This window comes from Pseudofrankia coriaricola, from assembly GCF_001854805.1.
In the GTDB taxonomy this organism is placed as follows: Bacteria; Actinomycetota; Actinomycetes; order Frankiales; family Frankiaceae; genus Pseudofrankia.
Window position 1 is genome coordinate 83,452 of record NZ_MBLO01000271.1, and the last position, 22,950, is coordinate 106,401.

Below are 22,950 nucleotides of genomic sequence, written 5' to 3' on the forward strand. Positions count from 1 at the left end.
CCTCACGGAGCTCGGTCCGCGGCCTACGTGGCCCCGCGAACCCTGCGTTCCAGCTCCCTCTGGACGCCCGCCGGGCGCAGCCAGCCGAGGCCGGAATGCTGGAGCTGCCGCATCAGGCCGTCGAAGTCCGATTCCGTCCAGGAGGCCCGGCTCGTCATGAGATCCCCTCCGTGCCGGACGAGGAACGCCCGAAGATACAGGTCGGCGTCCTCGTCCCAGTCGGCCGGTTCACGGGCTTCGAGGTCCCAGTCCAGGTCCCATACCCGCAGCGTCCCGTCATCGCCGGCGAACAGCAGCGAGTTCCCGTCCGGGGCCAGCGCCAGCGAGGCCACGGAGTCGGCCTGGTTGCGGGCCGTGTGGACGACGCGACCCGTGGCCAGCTCCCACACCCGCACCGCCCCGTCGTCACCACCGGAGAAGCCGAACCGGCCGTCCGGGCTCACCGCGACCGACAGCACCGCCTTCGTGTGGCCACTGAGCACGCGGACGCACCTCTCCTCGTCCATATCCCAGAGCCGTACCGCGCCCTTGCGCCCCAGGTGGTGGAGACCGTGGCCGGTCAGGGCGAACTGGCCGTCCGCCGTCAGGGCGACGGACTGAACCATGTGCTCCTCCACCCTGGCCCTGAGGTCCGAGAAGTCATCCGGGTCCTCCAGCACACTCACGGGGTACACGTTGAAGCCATCCGGTATGAACCAGACGCCGACCGTCAGGTCCCAGGACCCGGACAGCGCGAGACGGCCGTCCGCAGATATGGCGATCGACGTCACGGTGCCGGCATGCCCCTCGACGGTGCGCTTCAGGCGTCCCGTCGCCAGGTCCCACAGGCGGATCTCCTTGTCCAGGCCGCCGGACAGCGCTGACCGGCCGTCCGGGGACACGGCCACTGCCCGCACGCGATCGGTGGGACCCGTGAGAGTACGCACGAGACGGCCCGTGGCCAGCTCCCAGACCCGCACCGCGGCGTCGTCGCCACCGGACAGCGCGAGGCGGCCGTCCGGGCTGACGGCGACGGCGGTCACGGCATTGGTATGACCGGCGAGGGTGTGCAGGCAGCGGCCGGTGGCCAGCTCCCACACCCGCACGGACCGGTCCTGTGAGCCGGACACAGCAAGACGGCCGTCGGGGCTCACGGCGACCGCCAGCACCTCGCGGGTGTGGCCGCTGAGCACACGCGACTGCCAGGCGCTTCGCAGACCGATGCGCACCGAGAACCGGGAGAGGTCTCGCCAGGCCTCGAGCAGTCGCGGGTCCCCCGCGCGCCCCGGCACCTGGCGGGCCCGGCTGAGCAGCGACCGCGCGGCCGGGAACCGGCCGTCGTCGATGGCCTGCCGCACCGCCGCCAGCACGCCCGCCAGCTGCGCCTCGTCCTCGATCTCCAGCGCGGCGGCCTGGCCCCCGCTCTCCTCATCCGCGCCGAGGGGCGTCGCGGCGGGTTCGGTGCCCGAGGCGGTGACGTCCGCGGCCGACGCGGCCGACGCGGCCAGCTCGGCGTCCTGCGCTCTGCGGTCCAGTTCGGCCCTGACGCCGGCCGGGCGCAGCCATCCATAGCCGGCGTGCTGGAGCCGGCGGATCAGGCCGTCGAAGTCGCCCTCGTCCCAGGCGGGCCGATCCGGCGGGCGGGAAGTGTGCAGAGCGAGGAACGCGTCCAGGTAGGGCGCGGCCCCGTCATCCCAGTCAGCCGGCTCGACAGCCTCGAGTTCCCAGTCTGTCTCCCAGATCCACACCGTCCCGTCCTCCCCGCCGGCGACGAGGTACCGCCCGTCGAGGCTCATCGCCAGCGACGCCATACCGCCGGAGGGACCCTGGATGGTGTGGATGTCGCGGTCGGTGGCGAGCTCCCGGATCCGCGCCGTGGGGTCGCCGTTGGACGAGTCGCTGCCCACCAGCGCGAAGCGACCGTCCGGGCTGAGCGCGACCGATCTCGCCCCGCCGCGTCGCGGCGGGTGCAGGAGCTGGTCTGTGGCCAGCTCGAGGACGCGCAGCGTGGCGCCCGCGTCTCCGGTCACGAAGAGGCGCCCGTCGGGGCTGAGCGCGCTCGACACGACGGTGGCACTGAACCGTTCACCTACGCGGATGGTGCGCAGACAGTTCCCGGTCACCAGGTCCCACACCCACACCGTCTCGCCGCCGCCCGCGGAGACGGCGACCCGGCCGTCCGGGGCCACGGCAACCGACTCCACGCGCTCGCCGCCGCCCCGCAGGACGTGGACCCTCCTCCCGGTGGCCAGCTCCCACACCCGCACCGTGCTGTCCCCCGCGGAGACGACGAACCGCCCGTCGGGGCTCACGGCGACCGAATTCGCGGGGCCGGTGTGGCCCCGCAGGGTGTGGACCTCACGGCCGGTGGCGAGCTCCCACACCCGCACCTTGTTGCCGCCGCCGCCGGTGACGACGAGACGGCCGTCCGGGCTCAGGCCAACCGCCTCCACGCTGGTGGGGGCTGTCAACGTCTGGACAAGGCGGCCGGTGTCGAGTTCCCACACCCGGATCGTCTCGTCGCCGCCGGTGACGACGAGACGGCCGTCCGGGCTCAGGCTGACCGCCTGCACGCCGCTGGTGTGGCCCTCGAGGACCCGCGCCTTCCAGGTGCCGCGGACACCGGTGCGCGCGGAGAAGAGCGCCATCCGCCGCCAGGCGTCGAGGACTCGCGGGTCCCGCTCGTACTCGGGAATCTCCCTGATCCGCCTGAGCAGCGCCAGCGCGGTGGGGAAGTGGCCCTCCTCGACGGGACGAGCCGCGTCGCTCAGCAGCCTGTCGAGCTCCGCCTCGTGCCGCGCCAGCTCGGCGTGCGAACGCGGGCGGCACGGCTGGAACGCGCAGGCGTAGCTGTCCAGGTCCGGCAGCTCCCAGACCCGCACGCTCTTGTCCCCGGCACAGGACACCGCGAGATGCCCGTCCGCGGCCAGGGCCACCGCCATCACGTCGCCCGTATGTTCGGCGAAGGTACGCCGGCAGCGGCCGGAGCTCAGCTCCCACAGGCGCAGCGTCCGGTCGGCGGCGCCGGACAGGGCGAAACGCCCGTCGGCGCTGACGGCGACCGATAACACCCTGCCGGTGTGACCTTCGAGCACGCGCATACAGCGGCCCGTGTGCAGCTCCCACACGCGCAGCCGGTAGTCCATACCGCCGGAGACGGCGAAACGCCCGTCGGCGCTGGCGGCGACCGCATCCACGGCGCCTGTGTGGCCCTCGAACACCCGCACGCAGCGGCCCGTACGCAGCTCCCACAGCCGGACCTCGTTGTCCAGGGCACCGGACAGTCCCAGGCGCCCGTCCGCCGTTACGGCGACCGCCTCCACCTTGCCTCCGTGACCTGGCAGGGTGCGCAGGCAGGTGCCCGCGGCCAGATCCCACAGCTGCAACATCCCGCCGCCGCCGCCGGTCAGGCCGAGACGTCCGTCCGGGCTGACGGCGGCCGAGTCGATGCCCCAGGAGTCCTCTTCGGTGTCGATGGTGTGCAGACAGGTGCCGGTGGCGAGGTCCCATACCCGAATCGGCGCTGGTTCCCGCCGGCTCTGCGGGCCGAACTCGGTCTGGTACGTCACGGAGGTCGCGTGCTGGCCGGACAGTACGACGCGCCCGTCAGCGCCGACGGCGACGGCCGACACGGGGTTGGAGTGTCCTTCGAGGGCGCGCAGGGAATCCCCCGTCGCCAGATCCCAGACACGTACCGTCTTTCCGTCACCGGACACGACGAACGGGCGCGGGCCCGCCGTGACGGCGAGGGCGGACACACCGTCGGCGTGGTCGATGGCCCGCAGGCAGCGGCCGGTGGTGCCTCCGGCGCGGGCTCGTTCCAGCAGGACGGGGATCTCCGGGTCGCCGGGAGTGTCCCGAGCCGCCTCCTCGAGGAGAGGACGCGCCGAGTCCGCGTCGTCGCGCTCGAGATGTACCTGCGCGAGCAGCCACCGGGCCAGGCGAGGGTCCTGCGCGGACGCCCTGGCCCCTTCCAGGCTGGCGACGAACGCGTCGTCGGGAAGCCGGCCGGACCGCCACTGGAACAGCCCGGAGTTGTAGGTCGCCTCCAGGTGCTCGGGGTCGGCGGCCAGGGCCTCGCCGAAGAGCCGTTCGGCCTCGTCGGCCCGGTCGAGGTCGAGCATGGACAGCGCGCGGTTGGTCAGTTCGTCCGCGCGCAGCGCCACCGCACGAGGCACGGCGCGGGGGTAAACCTCGCCGGTCTCCTCCTGGTAGATACCGGCGATCTCGTCGGCGATCCCGGCCAGGCTGCCTGGCCGCTCGCCGGGCTCGTCCCGCAGGCAGCGGCTCAGAAGGTCGGCGAGCGGAGACGGCATGGGCGGCAGGCCGGCGCCCGCCGGGCCGCGGGTGCGGTAGTCGGCCAGCGCCGCGCCGGCGACCGGCCCGGCGCTCCAGGTGACCTCGCCGGTGAACATCTCCAGGACGGTGACCGCGAAGCTCCAGACGTCGCTGGGCGGCCCGGGCTGTCCGCCCGAGGCCTGTTCCGGTGACGCGTAGTGGTGTGACTTCCAGACCGCCGGGTCGGCCCTGTCCGGCTGCCGCCCGCCGGCCGCGCCGTGCGCCCGGGCGAGGCCGAAGTCGGTCACCTTCGCCGTGCCCTCGCTGTCGAGGAGGATGTTCGCCGGCTTGAGGTCCAGGTGGGCTACGCCCCGCCCGTGGGCGTAGTCGACCGCCCAGGCCGTCTGGACCGCGAGGTCGAGGATCCGGCGGAGCGCCTCGCCGGGCCCGCCCGCGTAGAGCGAGCGGTGGTCGATCCAGTCGCGCAGGCTCCCGCCGTCGACGTACTCGGCGAACACCCGCGGGATACCGCCGAGGGTACGGACGTAGTGGCAGGCGCACAGGTGCGGGTGCACGCCGAGGCCCACCCAGGTCTCCGCCTCGCGGACGAAACGCTCCTGGTCAGCGCCGTCGGCGAACAGCTCCGGCCGGGGGCTCTTCACCGCCAGGTCCACGTTCCAGCCCAGGTGGCGCACCCGGTAGACGAGGCCCATTCCGCCGGAGGTGAAGACCTGCCGCACGTGGTACAGGCCGAGCACCCGCTCCCCGACCCTCCAGTCCGTGGACACGTCAGCCGCGTCCGCGGCGAGCGGTGATGACGGCCGCGGCGCCGACGTGGGTGCCGCGGCTGTGGTCACGGGGGCAGTCACGGCGGGGGCAACGGGGGCGGTGGTCCAGGTGACGGTGGCGCCAGGAGGCCGCGCCGGGGACGGCGGGGCGGGCGCGCGCCGGCGCTCCGCGCCCTCGTCGCCGTCTTCGCTCTTCTGGCGGCGCGGCCATCTCACCATTCCGGAATCACCCTCTCGGTGGCGCGCGGGAACCTGGCGGGCCAGGCGGGGAACTGATGCGGGTCAACCCGGAAAGGGGAACGTCGTGGAACCGCTTTCCGCTGGCGTTCCCCAGGGTGCCGGCACGGGACACCGGTCAGGACGGGCATGGCCACCTTCCGTGGATATCCGGCCGGCGGGCCTGGCCCGCCGCCGTCGTGGTGATGGATGGTGTTGACGCTCGGGTCATACGGTCCTGCCGGGCCGGTCCCACGCCGCCGGAATGTCGGCGATCCGGCTGCCGGCGAACGTGGGAACGCGCCGCGCGGTCAGTAGAACCGAAAGAGGGTGCCGTGTCAGCGGGCCTCCTCCAGCGCACGGCGGAGCTCGGCGGCGGTAGAGAACCCGATGGATGGAGGGATGGTCGCGCGGCGCCTGGTCGATGACCTGGGGAGTTTCCCGGCAACCGCGGGGTCGCGGTGGCGGCATCACGCTCTCCGCCGTCCCCGCCGTCTCCGCCATCCCAACGTCTCGCCGTCTCGCCGTCTCCGAGCCCGCGGTCGGTAGCCCTATCCCGCGAGCCGGTGAACATGAATACGGCCGCCGGCATACGGCGAGGACAGGTGGCGGTCGGTCAAGCCTTTCGGCTGACGTGTGGAACCGGAGTTCGCGACGTGGTTCGGCTTGACGCCGTGGACACCGTCGCGGTCTGCCAGTACGACCTCAACCGCCCGGTGGGCAGCCCCGGGCTCCTGAAGGACAGGTGGGGCGACACCGGGATCGTCCATACGGCTGGTGGCGGGCGGCTCGTCACACGAGGCCTACGTCTACTACGACTGGTGCTTCGGCAACGGTATTGATGACGGAAGATGCCGTTGAGGCGGCGAGGGCGGGCGGCACTCCGCTGCGAGCCGAGCTCGCGGACAGGCTCCGATCGCGTCTCCAGGTGACGCTCGTCCCCGACCGCTGACCCGATCCGGCTCGTCCGCGGGCCAAGGACCATCAAACAGCGCTTGCGGTAACCGAGGCCATGACCGACCCCGACCCATCCCAGCCAGCTGACGCCCCCTTCCTCCTGCCCCACCGCCCGCCTGCTCCACCGCCCGCGTTATCCGACCGCGGCCGCGCCGGTACCGAGGGTGCGCCAGAGGAACTCGTAGGTCAGGGCTGACTTGTGGGCCAGTTGTCCGTTGTCGGCGGCGCCGCCGTGGCCACCTTCGATGTTTTCGTAGTAACGGACGTCGTGGCCGAGCTCGCGGAGACTCGCGACCATTTTGCGGGCGTGCCCGGGGTGGACGCGGTCGTCCCGGGTCGACGTGGTGATGAGCGTCGGCGGATAGCGGCGGTCGGGGTGGACGTTCTGGTACGGCGAGTATTCCCTGATGAACGCCCAGTCGGCGGGATCGTCGGGGTCGCCGTACTCGGCCACCCACGAGGCTCCGGCGAGCAGCTGGTGGTAGCGGCGCATGTCGAGCAGCGGCACCGAGCAGACGACGGCTCCGAACAGCTCCGGATAGCGGGTCAGCATGACGCCCATGAGCAGGCCGCCGTTGGAGCCGCCCTCAATGCCGAGCTGGGCCGGCGTCGTGACCCCTGTACGGACGAGGTCTCGGGCCACGGCGGCGAAATCCTCGTAGACGCGCATCCTGTTCTCCCGGACAACCGACTGATGCCAGTCGGGGCCGTACTCTCCGCCGCCGCGTATGTTGGCGACGACGTAGGTGCCGCCGCGCGCCAGCCAGGCGCGGCCGACAGTGCCGCTGTAGCTTGGGGTGAGCGAGACCTCGAAGCCGCCGTACCCGTAGAGCAGCGTCGGCCCGGGTTTCCCGGTGCCGACGACGAAATACGGGATGCGGGTGCCGTCGTCGGAAACAGCGAAATGTTGGCTGACGGTGTGGCCCTCGGTCGGGAAGAACTCCGGTGCCTGCTTGATGATCTCTGGCTCGGCGCCAATATCGCCACGGTAGAGAGTCGCCGGCTGGGTGTAGCCGCTGACGTTGAGGAAGTACTCGTCGTCGACGTCGGGATTCGTGTCGCAGATGTAGGCCGAGCCGGTGTCCGGGAGGTCGGCCAGCGGCGCCGGCGCCCAGCCCTCGACTGTCGGAGTGAGCACGGTGAACCTGCTGTTCACGTCCCGCAGCGTGGCGACGATCAGATGGTTGCGGGTCCACGCGTGGTAGTCGAGCGAGGTGTGCTCTTCCGGTTCGAAGAGCACCGCGAGCTCACGTCGTCCTTCGAGGAACGCGTCGAAGTCGGCCGCGAGCAGTGCGCCCGCCGGATAGGCGTTCTCGTCTACGGCCCATTCCGACCGGGTGGCGATGAGCAGCCAGTCCCGGTGGATCGAGGTGTGCGCGTCGTCCGGAACGTCGATGCGGACCAGCCCGGTCGGGGTACGCAGGTACAACTCGGTGCGGTAGAAGTCGACGCTTCGGTGGACGAAGTCGCGCACGAAACCCTCGGTCGGGTCGTGGGAGGCGCCGACCGAGACGTCATCCGGCTCGCCCTCGAAGACCGTGACGGCATCGTCAAGCGGCGTGCCGCGCCGCCATTCCTTGACCACACGCGGGTAGCCGGACGCGGTCAACGAGCCTTCGCCGAAGTCGGTACCGACGTAGACCCGGTCCTCGTCGATCCAGCTGACCGTACTTTTGGCCTCGGGCAGGACGAAGCCGTCGTCCACGAAGGACTTGGCGATCAGGTCGAACTCGCGGACGACGCTGGCATCCGCGCCGCCACGGGACAACTGGACCAGGGCCAGCCGATGGTCGGGTCGCAGCACCCGCGCGCCGTGCCACACCCAGTTCTCGCCCTCGCTGTCGGCGAGCGCGTCGACGTCGAGCACGATCTCCCAGTCCGGGGCGGCGTCGCGATAGGACGCCAGCGAGGTGCGCCGCCACAGGCCACGCGGATGAGCCGCGTCGCGCCAGAAGTTGTAGAGGTACTCACCCCTCGTGACCGGATAGGGAATCCGGTCATCCGCGTCGAGCACCTCGCGGATCTCCGCGCGCAGCGCGGCGAACCCGGCGGACTGGGTGAGCTCGGCGAACGTCTCGGCGTTGCGCTCGCGCACCCAGGCGAGCGCGGCCTCCCCGGCGACGTCCTCGAGCCAACGGTACGGATCATCGTCGGCCACCCCTCAAGTCTGCCCGACATCGGACGCCGATTCCGACATGTCCCGTCAGCTACGGCCTCGGCCACGTGAACAACAGCGACGGCCGAGGCACCGGCCTGCTCCACGACCGCCCCGCGGGGAGGCGGGCCCTCGGGGCGCACCCCTACCTCGTCACCCCCGAGCACACCAGCCGCATCCGAGAGGCCTGGGCGCCCAGGCGCTCGTGCTGCCCGAGCAGACCGTCTTTCTGTGCGCCGACGCCGACGAGGCGCACACGATCGGCGGCGCATGGCTCCGGGGCTACCTGAGCCTGCCGAAATACGCCAACAGCCTGCTGCGGCTCGGTTTCTCGGCCCGGCACCCGCGCCTGGGATGGGTTCCGGTGACGGCTCTGCCGAGGAACGGGCCGCGCCGGGGCGTGAGGGCCCCGGCGAACCACGGGAACGGGCTGGTCGGGGCTGTCAGTAGCGGCGGTACGGGAGGAACTTTCCGCTCATCGTGATGTTCACCCTGTCGCCGGCCGGGTCGGGCTCGCGCTCGATGTTCATCCTGAAGTCGATCGCGCTCATGATGCCGTCGCCGAACTCCTCCTGGATCAGCTCCTTGAAGGTCGTCCCGTACACCGAGACCAGCTCGTAGAAACGGTAGATCAGCGGGTCGGTCGGGACGGCCGTCGGCAGCGAGCCCCGGTAGGGCGGCTCGGTGAGGAGCGCGGCCGCCTCGGCCGGCAGCTCAAGCAGCTCCACGAGCGTGGCCGCCTCCGACTCGTCGAACGACATCTGGCCCAGGCAGCCGGCGGTGACCCACTCCTTGCTCCGGCCCACCGCCTCGGCGACCGACGCCCAGCTCAGCCCCTTGCTCCGCCGACTGGTGACGATCAGCTCAGTCAGTTCGGACCGATCCACGCGGGGCCTCCCAGGGGCGGAGCGATGGGCACCGGCCGGCGTCGGAGTCGGAGTCGGCCAGGCCCCAGTGTCCCCGACGCACCGTCTGTCCCGGAACCCGCTCATGCGGAACTGTGGCGAGGGCACCCCTGTGTTACAGGGGTGCCTGAGCCAACCAGATCGTTTTTTGCACGACGACCTAGTGCACGACGACGGTGGTGCCGTCGCTGTGGCTTCCTCGTTGAACCAGGAGGGCCAACGCCGCCGCGACGAGTGTCGCGACGCCCGCGACGACCAGTGACGTGTGCAGACCGGCCATGAATGCCTCATGGCTGCCGGCGGTCACGGCGGTCTGCACCGATTCCGGCACGCCGGTCACCCGGGGCGCGACTCCCTGGCTGATGAGCTCGTTCGAGCCGGTCAGGCCGTTCGCGACGTCGGCGGGAGCGCCGGCGCCGGTCAGCTTGTCGATCAGGACCGATCCCACGCTGCTGCTGAGGATCGAGCCCAGCACGGCGGTGCCGATGACCCCGCCCAGCTGCAGTGCCGTGGTCTGCAGGCCACCGGCGACCCCGGCGTCGTCCACCGGCGCGTTGCCGATGATCGCCTCCGCGCTCGCCGTGATGACCAGCCCCATCCCGATGCCGAGCATGAGCAGTGACGGCCACAACGCGCCGAAGCCGGAGTCGGTCTCGAGCCTGGTCAGGAGGAGCAACGCCACCCCGGACAGGACGAGCCCGACCACCATCGGCGGGCGGGGCCCGAAGCGTTCGGTGACCTGGCCGGAGATCGGCCCCATGACCATCATGGCCAGGGTCAGCGGCAGGATGTGTACGCCGGTCCCGATGGGCGAGACACCCTGGACGTTCTGCAGGAACAGCGTGACGAAGAACAGCACGCCGAACAGCGCGAAGAAGTTGATGACGAGAACCGCGCTGCCCACCGAGATCGACCGGTTGGTGAACAGCCGCATCGGCAGTAGCGGAGCGGACACCCGGGTTTCGATCACCACGAACAGCGCCAGGACGGCCAGGCCACCGAAGACGAAGGCAAGGGTCTTCGCGTCCGTCCACCCCCAGCTGGACGCCTTAATCAGACCGAAGATGACGCCGAACAGGCCGCCGGACAGGCTGAGGATGCCGGGAAGGTCGTGGCGCTGCGCCGCGCTCTCGCTCTGGGACTCGCGCAGCACCGCCAGGCCCACGCCGAGCGCGAGCGCCCCCATCGGCACGTTGATGTAGAAGACCGACTCCCAGCTCACGTGCTCCACCAGCAGGCCCCCGATGATCGGTCCGCCGGCGATCGAGACGGCCGATGCGCCGCTCCAGATCCCGATCGCCCGGTTGAGGGCCTTGGGCGGGAAAGCGCCGGCCAGGATGGCGAGGGTGTTCGGCATCAGCAGGGCGCCGAACGCGCCCTGGACCGCCCGGAACGCGATGATCCCGACGATGTTGCCGACCAGGCCGATCGCCAGTGATGAGAGGCCGAACCCCACCACGCCGATGAGGAACACCCGCTTGCGGCCGTATCGGTCGCCGAGCTTCCCTCCGAAGATCAGCAGCGCCGCCAGGGCCAGCAGGTAGGAGTTGGTGATCCACTGCAGGTCGGCCAACGAGGCGTTGAGGTCCTCGGCGATCCGCGGGTTCGCGATCGACACGACCGTCCCGTCCAGGCCGACCATGATGACGCCGAGGGCGACGCTCACCAGGGCCCACCAGGGATTACCTCGCCGGCCAGTCGCGCCTGTCGCCGAGGCGGAGCGAGTCCGCTGATCGTCGGCGACGACGTGCTGTGACATGGCGGCCATCCCTTCGTCGAGCACGCGGCCGTCGTGAGGCGCGCCACAAATGGAGGAGATCTCTCCAGATAACCCTAGCAGGGTAAACGGAGGGTCACCTCCAGATAGAAAGGTAGGCTCGTCACATGGACGGTCCGCGACTCGGCGGGAACGAGGCGATGGCGGCCGGGCCTACCAGGCGGACAGGTCCCGTGTTGCGGGTCGACGCCGAGCGCAACCGCGAGCGCATACTGCGGGCCGCGCGGGAGGTGTTCTCCGAGCGCGGCATCGACGTCGGCCTGGAGGAGATCGCCCGCCGGGCCGGTGTCGGCATCGCCACGCTCTACCGCCGTTTCCCGACCCGGGCCGACCTGCTCGAGGCAAGCGTCGAGGAGAACATCCGCGACTACCGGACCACCGTCGGCCGGGCTCTGGAGAACCCGAGCCCCTGGGAGGGCTTCCGAGAGCTCATCGAGTACCTCTGCGGCGCGCAGGCGGCGGACGCGGGCCTGCGCGACCTGATCACCCTGCGGTTCCCGTCGTCCAGCGCGGTCGAGGGGCTCAAGGCGGAGGCCAAGGCGGAGCTGGAGGAACTCGTCGCCCGGGCCCAGCGGAACGGCTCCTTACGGCCCGATTTCGTCCCCGCCGACATCGGCATCCTGCTGCTCGCCAACGCCGGGCTGGCAGCCGCGACCCACGAGGCCGCGCCCGACGCGTGGCGCCGCTTCACCGCCTACCTCCTCGACGCCTTCCGGGCCGAGGGAACGGCTCGGACCGACCCGGTACCGCCCGCGCCGACCGCGGACCAGATCGAACGTTCCGTGCAGAGCATGGTCACGACGGTCCACCGAGGCCGCCCCCCGACCCTTCAGGATCTGTAGGCCCCGCCTCCGCATCTGTTGGCGGCGACGCTGTCGCGCGGGCCAGAACCTCGGACTGCCACGCTGGCCACATCCGTGCGCACCGGCCGACCGGGCGGGTCGACAATCGGCTGGTTCTGGCTACCGCACGAGATGGACGGGTCGGAGGCGCGATGAGCCCGGTCGAGACCGGCGTGACCGGTGGGACGGCCGTGCCAGCGCAGGCAGGGCCGTCCGCGCAGGCAGGGCCGTTCGCAGAGGAAGAGCCGTCTGTGGAGGCAGGGCCGCCGGCGTCCGCGGCCGCGCTGCCGGACGAGGTGCTGGTGGACGGCGTGCCGGTCCGCTACGCCGTATCCGGGTCGGGGAACCGCGACCTGCTGCTTGTGCATGGCTACCAGGCGCACCACAAGTGGTGGTACCGGGTGCTGCCGGCGCTAGAGGAGCACTGGCGGGTGATCAGGCTCGACCTCAGCGGCCACGGCGACAGCGGGCGCCGCGACCGCTACGGCGTGGACATGTGGATCTCCGAGCTGATCGCGGTGCTCGACGCGGTCGGGTCCCGGCACGCGTTGCTGGTCGGCCACAGCATGGGCGGCCGGATCGCGGCGGTCGCCGGGGCCAGCCACCCGGACCGGTTCGGGGGGCTGGTCCTGCTCGACTCGCTGCTCCGCCCGGCCGGCGCGCCACCGCCGCGGATGGCGTCGCTCCCGCCCGGGCGCGAGCTCGTCTACGCCTCGCGGGAGATCGCCGCCGCGCGGTTCCAGCTGCGGCCACCGCAGCCGGAACCGTCGGCCGAGGTGGTCCGCCCGGTCGCCGAGTACGCCGTGCGCCCGAGCGCGAGCGCCCAGGGCTGGACCTGGAAGTTCGACCAGCGCGGGCTTCCGCCGATCGACAACGACCGAGTGGTGGAGAGCATGACGCGGCTGCGGATACCGCTGTGGTTCGTACGCGCGGGACGCAGCCTCGTCGTCACCGACGAGGTCGCCGCCTACGCGCGCACCGCGCTACCCGCCGGATCGACCTTCGTGACGCTGCCCGGCGCCCACCATCACCTCATCCTCGACGCCGCGGACGAGTTCGTCCGGCTACTGGCAGACCTGCACGGGGACCTGGCCGCCACCGTCCGCCCGCACGGCGGCCGACAGCCGTAGCGCGGGTCAGGCGCCACGGCGGTAGGGCCGTCGGTGGTCAGCGAAGGTCGTTCAGGCGGCGGTGGGACCGAACTGTTCGGTGAAGCGGCCGGTGAACAGGTCGGCGCCCTTGTACTGGGAGACCGTCGTAGCCGAGACGACGGTCGGGCCCTCGGGTGTGGGCATCTGCCCGACGCCGCCGCGCGGTCCGAGCGGCAACAGGATCATCGGATGTGGCAGCGGCTGGTAGGTGGTCGTGGGCCGCTCGCCCCGCAGCTGCGCGGTGATGTTCTTCGCCACAACCTCCGCATGCCGCAGGGCGCACGCGGCCAACTTGTCCTCGGCGACATCGGTCAGGTCGCCGATCGCGTAGACATGGCCATGCCCCGCGACATTCAGGGTGTCGGTCACGGCGACCTCGCCCCGCGCGGTGAGCGTCGTGAGCCGGCCGTCGGCAAGGTAGTCGCTGTTGACACGCACGCCAAAGGCCTGGAACCAGATGTCAGCGGTGATCTCGGCGCCGCCGGTCGTGGCGACGGTGAACGCCCCGGCCCGGCCAGCCTCGGTCGGCGGCAGCGCCGTCAGACTGGCTCCCAGGTGGAGCCGGATGTCCAGGTCGTCGAGTTGGCGGTGAAGGTCGTCGCGCAGATCCGGCTCGAAGCCCGGCAACAGGGTCGCGGCCACGTCCACGACGGTCACGGACTTGCTCGGCCAGGCATCCTTGATCTCGCCGGCAAGCTCCAGACCGACCGGACCCGCGCCGACGATCAGCACCCGCTCCGCGTCGGCCAGTTCCTTGTGGGTATCGCGCAGGTCCGCCAGCGCGTCCTCGGTGGCGTCGGCCTTCGGCTTGGCCGGGTAGGCGTAGCTGGAGCCGGTGGCGAGTACCAGGTAGTCCGCGGGAACTCGCCGCCCCGAGGAGAGGGTGACACCGTCGGGGTCCACCGAGACCGCTCGCTCGCGAATCACCGTGCCGCGGGTGAGCAGCGTGGCAAAAGGAAAGAACATTCTGGCGGCCCAGGCCGGCTGAGCCAGCGCCCGCAGTGACCCCGCCACGTTGGCGAAGGCGTCCCGCGGATCGATGAGGACGACATCGGCCTCAGCCTCGAGTGCCTTGGCGACCGCCGCACCTCCATAACCCCCGCCGACGACCACGACCGTACTGCTCATGATTCCAGCTCCCGCGGACACAGAGTCGGGCTCGACGTCGCCGAACCTCTTTCCCCGACTCTTGCCAGCGGGCGAACGCTCAGGAAGGCCGCGCTGAGGGTGGTAGTGACGGGGACACCTACACGGGCGGGGACGCTGTTACGGTCGGACGGTGAGCCACAACGAGCTCGGGCTTTTCCTGCGCACGCACCGCGAGAACATCAGCCCGGCCGAGGTCGGCCTGCTCACCGGACCGCGTCGCCGTGCCCCTGGACTGCGCCGCTCGGAGGTGGCGACCCTCGCCGGCGTCAGCGTCGAGTACGTGATCAGGCTCGAGCAGGGGCGCGACCGCCGACCATCCCCGCAGGTGCTCTCCGCCCTCGCCGACACGCTCCGGCTGACCCCGAGCGAACGCATCCACCTGCACCGACTGACGAAAGCCGCCGACCCGGGATTCAACTGCCGGGGCCTCGGCAACCTCTCTCGCATCGTCCGCCCGACCGTGCGGGCCCTGCTCGACCGCCTCGAGCCCACCCCCGCGATACTGCTCGACCCGCTCACCGACATCCTCGCGCACACCGCCGGCTACGAAAGGCTCGCCAGACCCACGGGACTGTTGGACGCCGCGCAGCCCAACCTGGCCCGGTACGTCTTCACCGACAGCCGCGCCCGCGCCACCTACCCCGACTGGGCCCACGTAGCCGACGAACAGGTCGCGGCGCTCAAGCAAGGCCCATTCCGCGCACGCCCCGACATGGCGGCGTTCGCGGATGAGCTGACGGTCATCGCCGGCGACGCCTTCACACACCGAGTCGACACGATTCCCAGCCTGGCGAAGACCAGCGGCGTCCTGCGCCTCACCCACCCCGATGCCGGCGCGCTTCGACTCGCCTACGAAACCCTCGAGCTCCCCGCCGACGACGACCAACGTCTGATCGTCTACCTGCCCGGCGACGCGGCAACCGCCACAGCGCTCGACCAGCTCAACCGCGATCGAGCGCAACCACTACGCCTCGTCCTTCGGTGACGCAGGCCTCACACCCAGCGAGGCAACACGCGCCACCGCCGTAGAGCACCTTGATCCTTCGGCGCCAACAGGCCGGTCTGGCCGAACCGGACGTACTTCAGGTCTGTGCGACCGGCCGGCGGCGTAGCTCGGGCCGCAGAGATGGGTCTCCAGTCATGTGGGAGACGCCCGCGATGTCGGTGCCCGGGCGCACTACCTCGTCGATGGCGTCGAGGGTGTCGTCGTCGAGCACGACGTCAACGGCGGCGAGCACGTCGTCGAGCTGCTCGATGGTCCTGGGGCCGATGATCGTCGAGCTGATGGCCGGATGGCGGTCGACGAACGCGAGCGCCAGGTGGGTGAGCGAGAGGCCGGCCGTCGCCGCGATCTTGGACAGCTCCTCGACCGCGTCGAACCTGGCCTCGGAGTCCGGGTCGCCGGAGATCGTGCGGCCCCGGGCGAACACGCTGCCGGCGGCGTACCGCGAGCTGGCCGGCTCGTCCTGGCCGCGCCGGTATTTGCCGGTGAGCCAGCCGCCGGACAGCGGGCTCCACGGGATCACCCCGATGCCGTGCCGCAGGCAGGTCGGCAGCACGGCCTTCTCCACCGACCGCGCGAAGATCGAGTACTGCGGCTGCTCGCTGACGAAACGTTCGCTGTTGCGACGCTGGGCGGCCCACTGCGCCTCGACGATCCAGTCCGCCGGGAAGGTCGACGAGCCGATGTATCGCACCTTGCCCTGACGGACCAGGTCGGTGAGCGCGCCGAGAGTCTCCTCAAGATCGGTGTCCCAGTCGTGCCGATGGACCTGGTACAGGTCGATGTAGTCGGTGCCGAGGCGGCGCAGGCTGTCTTCAGCGGCCTTGATGATCCATCGCCGGGACCCGCCGCGCTGGTTGCGATCGGCGCCCATCGGGTTGAAGCACTTGGTCGCGATGACCACGTCGTCGCGCCGCGCCCTCACCGCCTGGCCGACGATCTGCTCGCTCTCGCCGCGGGAGTAGATGTCGGCGGTGTCGATGAAGTTGATCCCGGCGTCGAGCGCCCGGCCGATCATGCGTTCGCACTCGTCGTGGTCGGGGTTGCCTATGACCCCGAACATCATCGCGCCCAGGCACTGGCTGCTGACCTCGACGCCGGTTCGACCGAACTTGCGGTACTTCATGCACACTCCCCAGGTCAGTCGGCACACTATCGCGGCGGGCCCCGGCGCCCGCCCTCCCGGATATGGCCTGAATGGCCAGACGCCTGGCATGGCGGGCGGTCAGCTAGCCTGTGGGCACGCTCGTCGGGCTGGGGCAGGTCCCCGTGGGTTTGGATTGGACCGATGAGCCACGTAGAAGTCGCGCATGTCGAGTACCACCTGCCGGATGGGCAGGTGCTGCTCGACGACGCCTCGTTCCGGGTGGCGGACGGCACCATCGCCGCGCTTGTCGGGGCCAACGGCGCCGGCAAGACGACATTGCTGCGGATCATCACCGGCGAGCTGACGCCGCACGCCGGCACGGTGACCGTCAGCGGCGGCCTGGGTGTCATGCCGCAGTTCGTCGGCTCCGTGCGCGACGACCGGACCGTGCGTGACCTGCTGGTCTCGGTCGCGGTGCCGCTCATCCAGCAGGCCGCGCGCGCCGTCGACGAGGCCGAGATGGCGCTCGTCGAACGCGACGACGAGGCGGCGCAGATGAGCTACGCGCAGGCCCTTTCCGACTGGGCGGACGCGCGCGGCTACGAGGCCGAGACCGTCTGGGACATGTGCACGATGTCCGCGCTCGGCGTGCCCTACGAGAAGGCGCAGTGGCGCGCCGTGCGGACGCTTTCCGGCGGTGAGCAGAAGCGGCTCGTCCTGGAGGCTCTGCTGCGCGGCCCCGACGGGGTCCTGCTGCTCGACGAGCCGGACAACTACCTGGACGTGCCGGGCAAGCAGTGGCTCGAGGAGCAGCTGCGCGCCACCCGCAAGACCGTGCTGTTCGTCTCCCACGACCGCGAGCTGCTCGTGCGGGCGGCGCAACGGATCGTCAGTGTCGAACCGGGGCCGTCGGGAAGTGTCGTTTGGGTGCACGGCGGCGGCTTCGCCACCTACCACCAGGCGCGCGCCGAACGGTTCGAGCGGTTCGAGGAGCTGCGTCGCCGCTGGGACGAGAAGCACGCGCAGCTCAAGAAGCTCGTGCTGGACATGCGGCAGTACGCGTCGCGGAGCGACGAGATGGCCTCGCGCTACCACGCGGCCCAGACGCGGCTGCGCAAGTTCGAGGAGAACGGCCCGCCGCTGGAGCCACCGCGCGAACAGAAGATCACCATGCGGCTGCGGGGCGGGCGCACGGGCATGCGGGCCCTCACCTGTGCGGGGCTGGAACTGACCGGTCTCATGCAGCCGTTCGACCTGGAGGTCTTCTACGGCGAACGGGTCGCCGTGCTCGGCTCGAACGGCTCGGGCAAGTCCCATTTCCTGCGGCTGCTGGCGGGCGGCGACGTCGCCCACGGCGGCGAGTGGAAACTCGGAGCCCGCGTCGTGCCAGGCCATTTCGCGCAGACGCACACCAGGCCGGATCTCGTGGGGCGCACGCTGGTCGACATCCTGTGGGCCGACCACGCGAAGAGCCGGGGACCGGCTATGAACACGCTGCGTCGCTACGAGCTCGATGGCCACGGCGACAAGCCGTTCGACCGGCTGTCGGGCGGCCAGCAGGCCCGTTTCCAGATTCTCCTGCTCGAGATCGGCGGCGCGACCGCATTGCTGTTGGACGAGCCGACGGACAACCTCGACCTGGCCTCCGCCGAGGCCCTGCAGAAGGGTCTGGAGTCGTACGAGGGAACGACCCTGGCGGTCACCCACGACCGCTGGTTCGCCCGGTCGTTCGACCGTTTCCTGGTGTTCGGAACGGACGGGAAGGTCCGCGAGACCACCGAGCCGGTCTGGGACGAGCGACGGGTGCGGCGCAGCCGATAGCTCCAACGCGGAGCAATCCGCTGCCCCTGTCGCCTCCCCGACCCGAAGAGCCCTCGGCTGGTAGTGATGGAGGTGCTGTTCGGGGAGTGAGATCTGCGAGGAGAGGCATGATCAAGCGGATACTGCTGGTCACCCGCGCGTGTGCGCGGGACGGGTTCGCCGCCGAGTGGCGCGCCTGCGTGGGCGCCGCGCTGACCGCGCCGCCGGACGCCCGACCACTTGGCTTAGCCGCGTGCACCGTGCTGGATGCTGTCACGCCCGATCCGCCTCATGACGGCATCGGTCTGGAGTGGTTCGCGGACGACACTCACCTGAAGCGGTTCGAAGCATGGTGGGCCTCGTCAGACGCAAAAGCCGCGAACGATCTCCTTGGCCGCGCGGTCGAGCCGGGAAGCGTCAGCATCGTGGTGGCACACGAGCACGTGATGCGTGGCGAGGAGTGGCTCCGCCACCGGCGCCGAGAAGGTGGTACGAGCCTGAAGCACATGGCGCTTGCGCGGCGGGCGGCGGACCTGACACCGGCGGAGTTCTTCGACCGCTGGAAGAACCGTGCCGGCAAGGTCGGGACCGTGCCGATTCCCGCCGACGCACGCGGGCAGGCATACATACAGAACCACCCGCTGCTGACCGCCGACGCCGACTGGCCGTACGACGCCGTGAACGAGGTCTACTTCGACGACCTTGACGACATGCGCAAGCGGATATCCTGGTTCGCCGAGAACCTTGACCAGAACGAAGACGACCTGGTCCGGAAGTCCTGGTTCGTCGCGGTCCGCGAGGAGACTCTGTGGCCTGTCCCGCCATCATGACCCGGACCTCTTTCCGATCGTGCCCACGCGAACGCCGCGGCGGCCTGGGCGAAAATCACCCAGTCGGAGGTACTGCCCCAACGTAAGGGCGTTTACGTAGGGAATCCAGCCCGGGGAATCTGGTTCAGGCGCTTCTGGGCATGCCGAGGATGCGTTCGGCGACGAGGTTGCGCTGGATCTGGGAGGTGCCGGCGGCGATGGTGTACTGCAGCGACCAGAGGTAGTCGCGCGCGGCTTCCCGGGCGCGTCCGGCGGCGCCGCCGAGCACCGGGCGGCCCAGGATTCGCAGCGTCAGCTCGGTGATCTCCTGGGCGAGCTCGGAGAACCGCAGCTTCACCGCCGAGCCGGTCGGGGCGGGCAGGCCGGTCCGTTCGGCCTCGGCGATGCCCATCTGGGTTAGCCGCCACAGCGCGTCGACGCTCGCCGAAAGCCGCCCGACCTGCGTGCGCAGCGCCGAGTCGTCCCACAGCGTCTGCCCGCCGGGGCCGGTCGGGGTCGTCATCGCGACCTCGACAAGCGCCCGGACCTGCGAGCGCAGCGTGATGATGTGCTGCGCGAACGCCGTGCCGCGCTCGAAGCGCAGCGTCACGTTCGTGACCCGCCAGCCGTCGTTCTCCTCGCCGACCCGGTTGCTGACGGGGGCATGGGCGCCGTCGAGGAACACCTCGCAGAAATGGCTCTCCCCGTCGATCGTGCGCATCGGGCGGACCTCGACGCCCGGCTGGTGCATGTCCAGGATCAGCCAGCTGATCCCCCGATGCTTGCGCGCGTCCGGGTCCGTGCGCACCAGCAGCTCGCAGTAGTCCGCGACGTGCGCCCGGGTGCTCCAGATCTTCTGGCCATGGATGACGTACTCGTCGCCGTCGCGGACCGCGCGGGTCCGCAGCGACGCCAGGTCCGAACCCGCGTCCGGCTCCGAGAAGCCCTGGCACCACACATCCTCACCGCGCAGGATCCGCGGCAGGTGAAAGGCCCGCTGCTCGTCGGTCCCCTCCGCGATCAGCGTCGGCCCGGCGTGCATCATGCCGACGAAGTTGACACTGATGTAGGGCGCGTTCGCCGCCGCGTACTCCTCCAGGTAGACCAGCTGCTGGCTGACCGCCACACCCCGGCCGCCGAACGCCGTCGGCCAGTGCAGCCCGGCGTAGCCCGCGTCGTACAGCTTGCGCTGCCAGGCCGTGTCATAGGCACGCCGGGCCGGCCAGTCACCAGGCGGCGGGGGCGCGCCGTGGGCCGGCACCTCCCGGGCCAGCCACGCCCGCAGCTCGACCCGGAAGCGCTCGTCCTGCTCGCTGTAGGTCAGGTCCATCAGTGCTCCTGGTCGATGACGGGTACGGCGAGCAGCTCCCTGACGGCGCCAAGGTCGACCTTGCCCGACGGGGTACGCGGCAGCGCGTCCACGACGCGGATCTCGGCCGGCAGCTCGTAGGCGGCGAGCACGCGGGCCGCGTCAGCCCGCAGCACCTCGACCACCTCCCGCGCGTCGGCGCCCGCCGTCGCGCCGGCAGCGCCGCCGGTGGCCGTTCGCAGTTCGACGGCCGCGACGGGAACGGCGCCCAGCCGCGGGTCGGGCCGGGCGACGACAGCGGCACCCCGCACCCGCGGATCACGCTCCAGCACGACCCGGACGTCATCCGGGCGGATCTTGAAACCGCCGCGGATGATCGCCTGGTCAGCCCGGCCCAGGATCCACAGGAAGCCGTCGGCGTCGAGCCGGGCGAGGTCGGTGGTCCGCACCCAGCCCGCGCCGTCGCCGAACTGGTGCGCGCGGACCTCGAGCAGTCCCTCCGCGCCCGCCGGCAGCGGCTCGAAGGTCTCCGCGTCGACGACGCGCAGCTCGCAGCCGGCGTGCGCCCGCCCGACGCTGCCCCGCTTCGCCGCCCCGTACTTCCGGTGGTCGGCCAGGTTCCAGCCCGCCACGCCGCCGCCGAACTCGGTCGCCGCGTACGAGACCAGCACCGGCACGCCGTACTTCGCCTCGAAGGCGTCCGCGTCGTCCGGAGACAGCGGGGCGGTACCCGAAATCACCGAACGGACGCTGGCGAAGACCGCCGGGTCGAGATCGGCCTCCAGCACCATCCGCAGCGCCGCCGGGACGAGGCTGATCGTGCGCGGCCGGTGCCTGCGCACCGCGTCCGCCCATGGGTCGAGCGCGAACCGTTCCAGCAGGCACAGCGCGCGGCCGTCGTAGAGACACTGCAGGACCCGGAACAGGCCGCCCATGTGCACCAGCGGCGCGTTCACGATCGCGACACCCGACCGCAGCCGAGGGGTGTCGTCCTGGTTGGACTCGTAGTGCTTGGCGCCGACGAGTCCGCGGGTGAGCATCTCGTAACCCAGCGGGATCCGCTTCGGCGGCCCGGTCGTACCGCTGGTCAGCATCTCCACAGCGACCTCTGGCCGCGGCACGCCCAGGTCGTCGGGGAGTCCGCCCGTCGCGCTGACCGGCTCGCCAAGGTCGGTCGTCGTGAGCACCAGCCCGGTCACGGCACCGTCGGCACGGCCGGCGAAGGTGGCGATGTCGTCCGGTGTGCCGGCGAGGATCGGCAGGCCGAGGCCGGCGAGGTCGGCACGGACACGGTCTACGCCGCGGCTCGGGTTGATGGTGACGACGCAGGCCCCGGCACGCAGCAGGCCGACAAGAAGGCCGACGTGCGCCGGCCGGTTGCGCAGCAGGACCCCGACCCGGGTGCCCGGCCTGGGAACGTGGGCGGCGACCGCCTCGGCGGTCACCGCGAGCTGGCCCCAGGTGCGCCACTCACCGTGGAACTCCAGGAACGGCGCGCCCGGGTCGAGGACAAGGGTGTCGGCGATCCGGTTGGACAGCGTGGCCCGGTCAGTCCTCTCGCTGGGGGTCACCGCGACCTCGCCTGGCACTCGGGCCCAGGGCCGGCCTTGACCTCGGCCACGCCGATCGGGTCTCGCGGACGTGTGGAGATCATGCACTCGCCGCCTTCGTTGTCCTGCCGGCCCTGTTCGCGGCCTCCGTGGTCTCCGTGGCCTCCGCCGCGAGCGCGCCAGCCAGCGCGAGCGCGTGGTCGCCCGCGGAGCCGAAGCCCTGCTCCAGCACCCACGCCCGCTTGAGGAAGTAGTGCGGAAGCATCTCCCAGGTGAAGCCCATGCCACCGAGCACCTGGACCGCGGTCCGGCCGTTGCCGATGCCCGCCTCGCCCGCCAGGAGCTTCGCGGCACTCGCGGCGCGCACAGCGTCCCCGGCGCGCGGATCGTCGATCATCGCGGCGGCGGCGTAGGTCGCGCTGCGGGCAAGCGCGACCCGCACGTACATGTCGGCGAGCAGGTGCTTCACGGCCTGGAACGAGCCGATGGGCACGCCGAACTGCTTGCGCCCGGCCGCGTAGCCCGCCGCTGTGTCCAGCGCCCCCTGCGCGACACCGGTCAGCAGCGCGGCGGACAGCGTCGTACCGAGCAGCCGCAGCCGCGCGGCCTCCCGCGCACCACCGATCGCCGTGCCGGCGGGCAGCGTCTCGAACACCGCCGTGGGCGTCAACGGGTCGAACGGCTCCCCGGCGACGGAGACCGGCAGGTCGGCCGTCTCGACCCGCTCGACGCGGTCCGGGTACAGCGCGATCAGCACATCGCTCTCCCCCGCGTGCTCGACGGCGACGGGACCGACGGGCAGGCCAGGCTCGACGCGCACCCCCGCCACCCGGACCTCCCCGTCACCAGCACCGGCCACGAGGGGGGCGGCGATCGTCGACCACAGCAACGGCCCCACGCACAGGTACCGGCCGAGCTCCTCGAAGGCGATGGCGACCTCGGCGGCGCCGCCGGGCGCCGCGCCGCCGGTCTCGTCGGGGACCAGCATGCCGAGCACGCCGATACCCACCAGCTCCGACCAGGCCGCGGCGTCCGCCGGCTTGCCCTCGCGCGACGCGGCTGCCGCCACGTCCGAATGCCCCTTGCAGAACGACACGACAGTGTCGCGCAGGGCAAGCTGCTCGTCACTGAGACGGAAGTCCATACGTGACGCCTCCCTCTGCCTCGCTAGGGTCGACCGCACGCGGCTCGCTGG

14 protein-coding genes and 1 pseudogene are annotated in these 22,950 nt (G+C 71.3%); 6 read left to right on the forward strand and 9 right to left on the reverse strand.

Features of this window, described 5'->3' with window-relative positions:
- Positions 1 to 23 precede the first annotated feature (23 nt).
- Together BCD48_RS42780 and BCD48_RS42785 are read right to left on the reverse strand one after the other, a co-directional pair.
- Entirely contained in the window at positions 24 to 5,264 is a 5,241-nt protein-coding gene (locus tag BCD48_RS42780) for a protein kinase domain-containing protein (protein WP_071054214.1), read from the reverse strand.
- 1,087 nt (positions 5,265 to 6,351) lie between these two features.
- A complete protein-coding gene (locus BCD48_RS42785) occupies positions 6,352 to 8,376 on the reverse strand; it encodes a prolyl oligopeptidase family serine peptidase (RefSeq protein ID WP_071054216.1) in 2,025 nt (674 codons plus the stop codon).
- A gap of 113 nt (positions 8,377 to 8,489) precedes the next feature.
- Between BCD48_RS42785 and BCD48_RS54645 the strand changes: the two are divergent.
- Positions 8,490 to 8,710, forward strand: a pseudogene (locus BCD48_RS54645) (LLM class F420-dependent oxidoreductase); the annotation flags it as partial.
- 106 nt (positions 8,711 to 8,816) lie between these two features.
- On the opposite strand, the gene cynS reads toward BCD48_RS54645, so the two are convergent.
- Positions 8,817 to 9,260 carry a cyanase gene (cynS, locus tag BCD48_RS42790; protein ID WP_071054218.1) on the reverse strand — a complete coding sequence of 148 codons (444 nt, stop codon included), beginning with the start codon at positions 9,258 to 9,260 and terminating at the stop codon, positions 8,817 to 8,819.
- A gap of 178 nt (positions 9,261 to 9,438) precedes the next feature.
- A complete protein-coding gene (locus BCD48_RS42795) occupies positions 9,439 to 11,037 on the reverse strand; it encodes an MFS transporter (protein ID WP_071054252.1) in 1,599 nt (532 codons plus the stop codon).
- A gap of 125 nt (positions 11,038 to 11,162) precedes the next feature.
- Between BCD48_RS42795 and BCD48_RS42800 the strand changes: the two genes are divergently transcribed.
- Complete coding sequence (locus BCD48_RS42800; protein WP_083420072.1) at positions 11,163 to 11,897, forward strand: TetR/AcrR family transcriptional regulator; 735 nt, start codon at positions 11,163 to 11,165, stop codon at positions 11,895 to 11,897.
- Between the two features lie 152 nt (positions 11,898 to 12,049).
- Positions 12,050 to 13,027 (forward strand): alpha/beta fold hydrolase, encoded by a 978-nt coding sequence (locus BCD48_RS42805; protein WP_071054221.1) that lies wholly within the window; start codon positions 12,050 to 12,052, stop codon positions 13,025 to 13,027.
- 51 nt (positions 13,028 to 13,078) lie between these two features.
- Here BCD48_RS42805 and BCD48_RS42810 read toward each other — a convergent pair whose 3' ends face one another.
- Positions 13,079 to 14,176, reverse strand: coding sequence for an NAD(P)/FAD-dependent oxidoreductase (locus BCD48_RS42810; RefSeq protein ID WP_083420073.1), 1,098 nt, complete (start codon positions 14,174 to 14,176; stop codon positions 13,079 to 13,081).
- A gap of 151 nt (positions 14,177 to 14,327) precedes the next feature.
- Between BCD48_RS42810 and BCD48_RS42815 the strand changes: the two genes are divergently transcribed.
- Positions 14,328 to 15,182 (forward strand): helix-turn-helix domain-containing protein, encoded by an 855-nt coding sequence (locus BCD48_RS42815; RefSeq protein ID WP_071054225.1) that lies wholly within the window; start codon positions 14,328 to 14,330, stop codon positions 15,180 to 15,182.
- A 97-nt stretch (positions 15,183 to 15,279) separates the two neighbouring features.
- Here BCD48_RS42815 and BCD48_RS42820 read toward each other — a convergent pair whose 3' ends face one another.
- The gene (locus tag BCD48_RS42820; RefSeq protein WP_071054227.1) at positions 15,280 to 16,326 is read right to left on the reverse strand and encodes an aldo/keto reductase; all 1,047 of its coding nucleotides are present in this window, start codon (positions 16,324 to 16,326) and stop codon (positions 15,280 to 15,282) included.
- A 162-nt stretch (positions 16,327 to 16,488) separates the two neighbouring features.
- Between BCD48_RS42820 and BCD48_RS42825 the strand changes: the two genes are divergently transcribed.
- Both BCD48_RS42825 and BCD48_RS42830 read left to right on the forward strand, forming a co-directional pair.
- Entirely contained in the window at positions 16,489 to 18,108 is a 1,620-nt protein-coding gene (locus tag BCD48_RS42825; RefSeq protein WP_071054229.1) for an ABC-F family ATP-binding cassette domain-containing protein, read from the forward strand.
- A 107-nt stretch (positions 18,109 to 18,215) separates the two neighbouring features.
- Positions 18,216 to 18,917, forward strand: coding sequence for an EthD domain-containing protein (locus BCD48_RS42830; protein WP_071054231.1), 702 nt, complete (start codon positions 18,216 to 18,218; stop codon positions 18,915 to 18,917).
- 124 nt (positions 18,918 to 19,041) lie between these two features.
- Here BCD48_RS42830 and BCD48_RS42835 read toward each other — a convergent pair whose 3' ends face one another.
- From BCD48_RS42835 to BCD48_RS42845, 3 genes are all read right to left on the reverse strand, one after another.
- The gene (locus BCD48_RS42835) at positions 19,042 to 20,226 is read right to left on the reverse strand and encodes an acyl-CoA dehydrogenase family protein (protein ID WP_071054234.1); all 1,185 of its coding nucleotides are present in this window, start codon (positions 20,224 to 20,226) and stop codon (positions 19,042 to 19,044) included.
- Entirely contained in the window at positions 20,226 to 21,776 is a 1,551-nt protein-coding gene (locus BCD48_RS42840) for a class I adenylate-forming enzyme family protein (RefSeq protein WP_071054256.1), read from the reverse strand. The genes BCD48_RS42835 and BCD48_RS42840 overlap by 1 nt, the downstream gene beginning before the upstream one ends.
- Positions 21,777 to 21,855: 79 nt before the next feature.
- Positions 21,856 to 22,899 (reverse strand): acyl-CoA dehydrogenase family protein, encoded by a 1,044-nt coding sequence (locus tag BCD48_RS42845; protein WP_071054236.1) that lies wholly within the window; start codon positions 22,897 to 22,899, stop codon positions 21,856 to 21,858.
- Between the last annotated feature and the right edge of the window lie 51 nt (positions 22,900 to 22,950).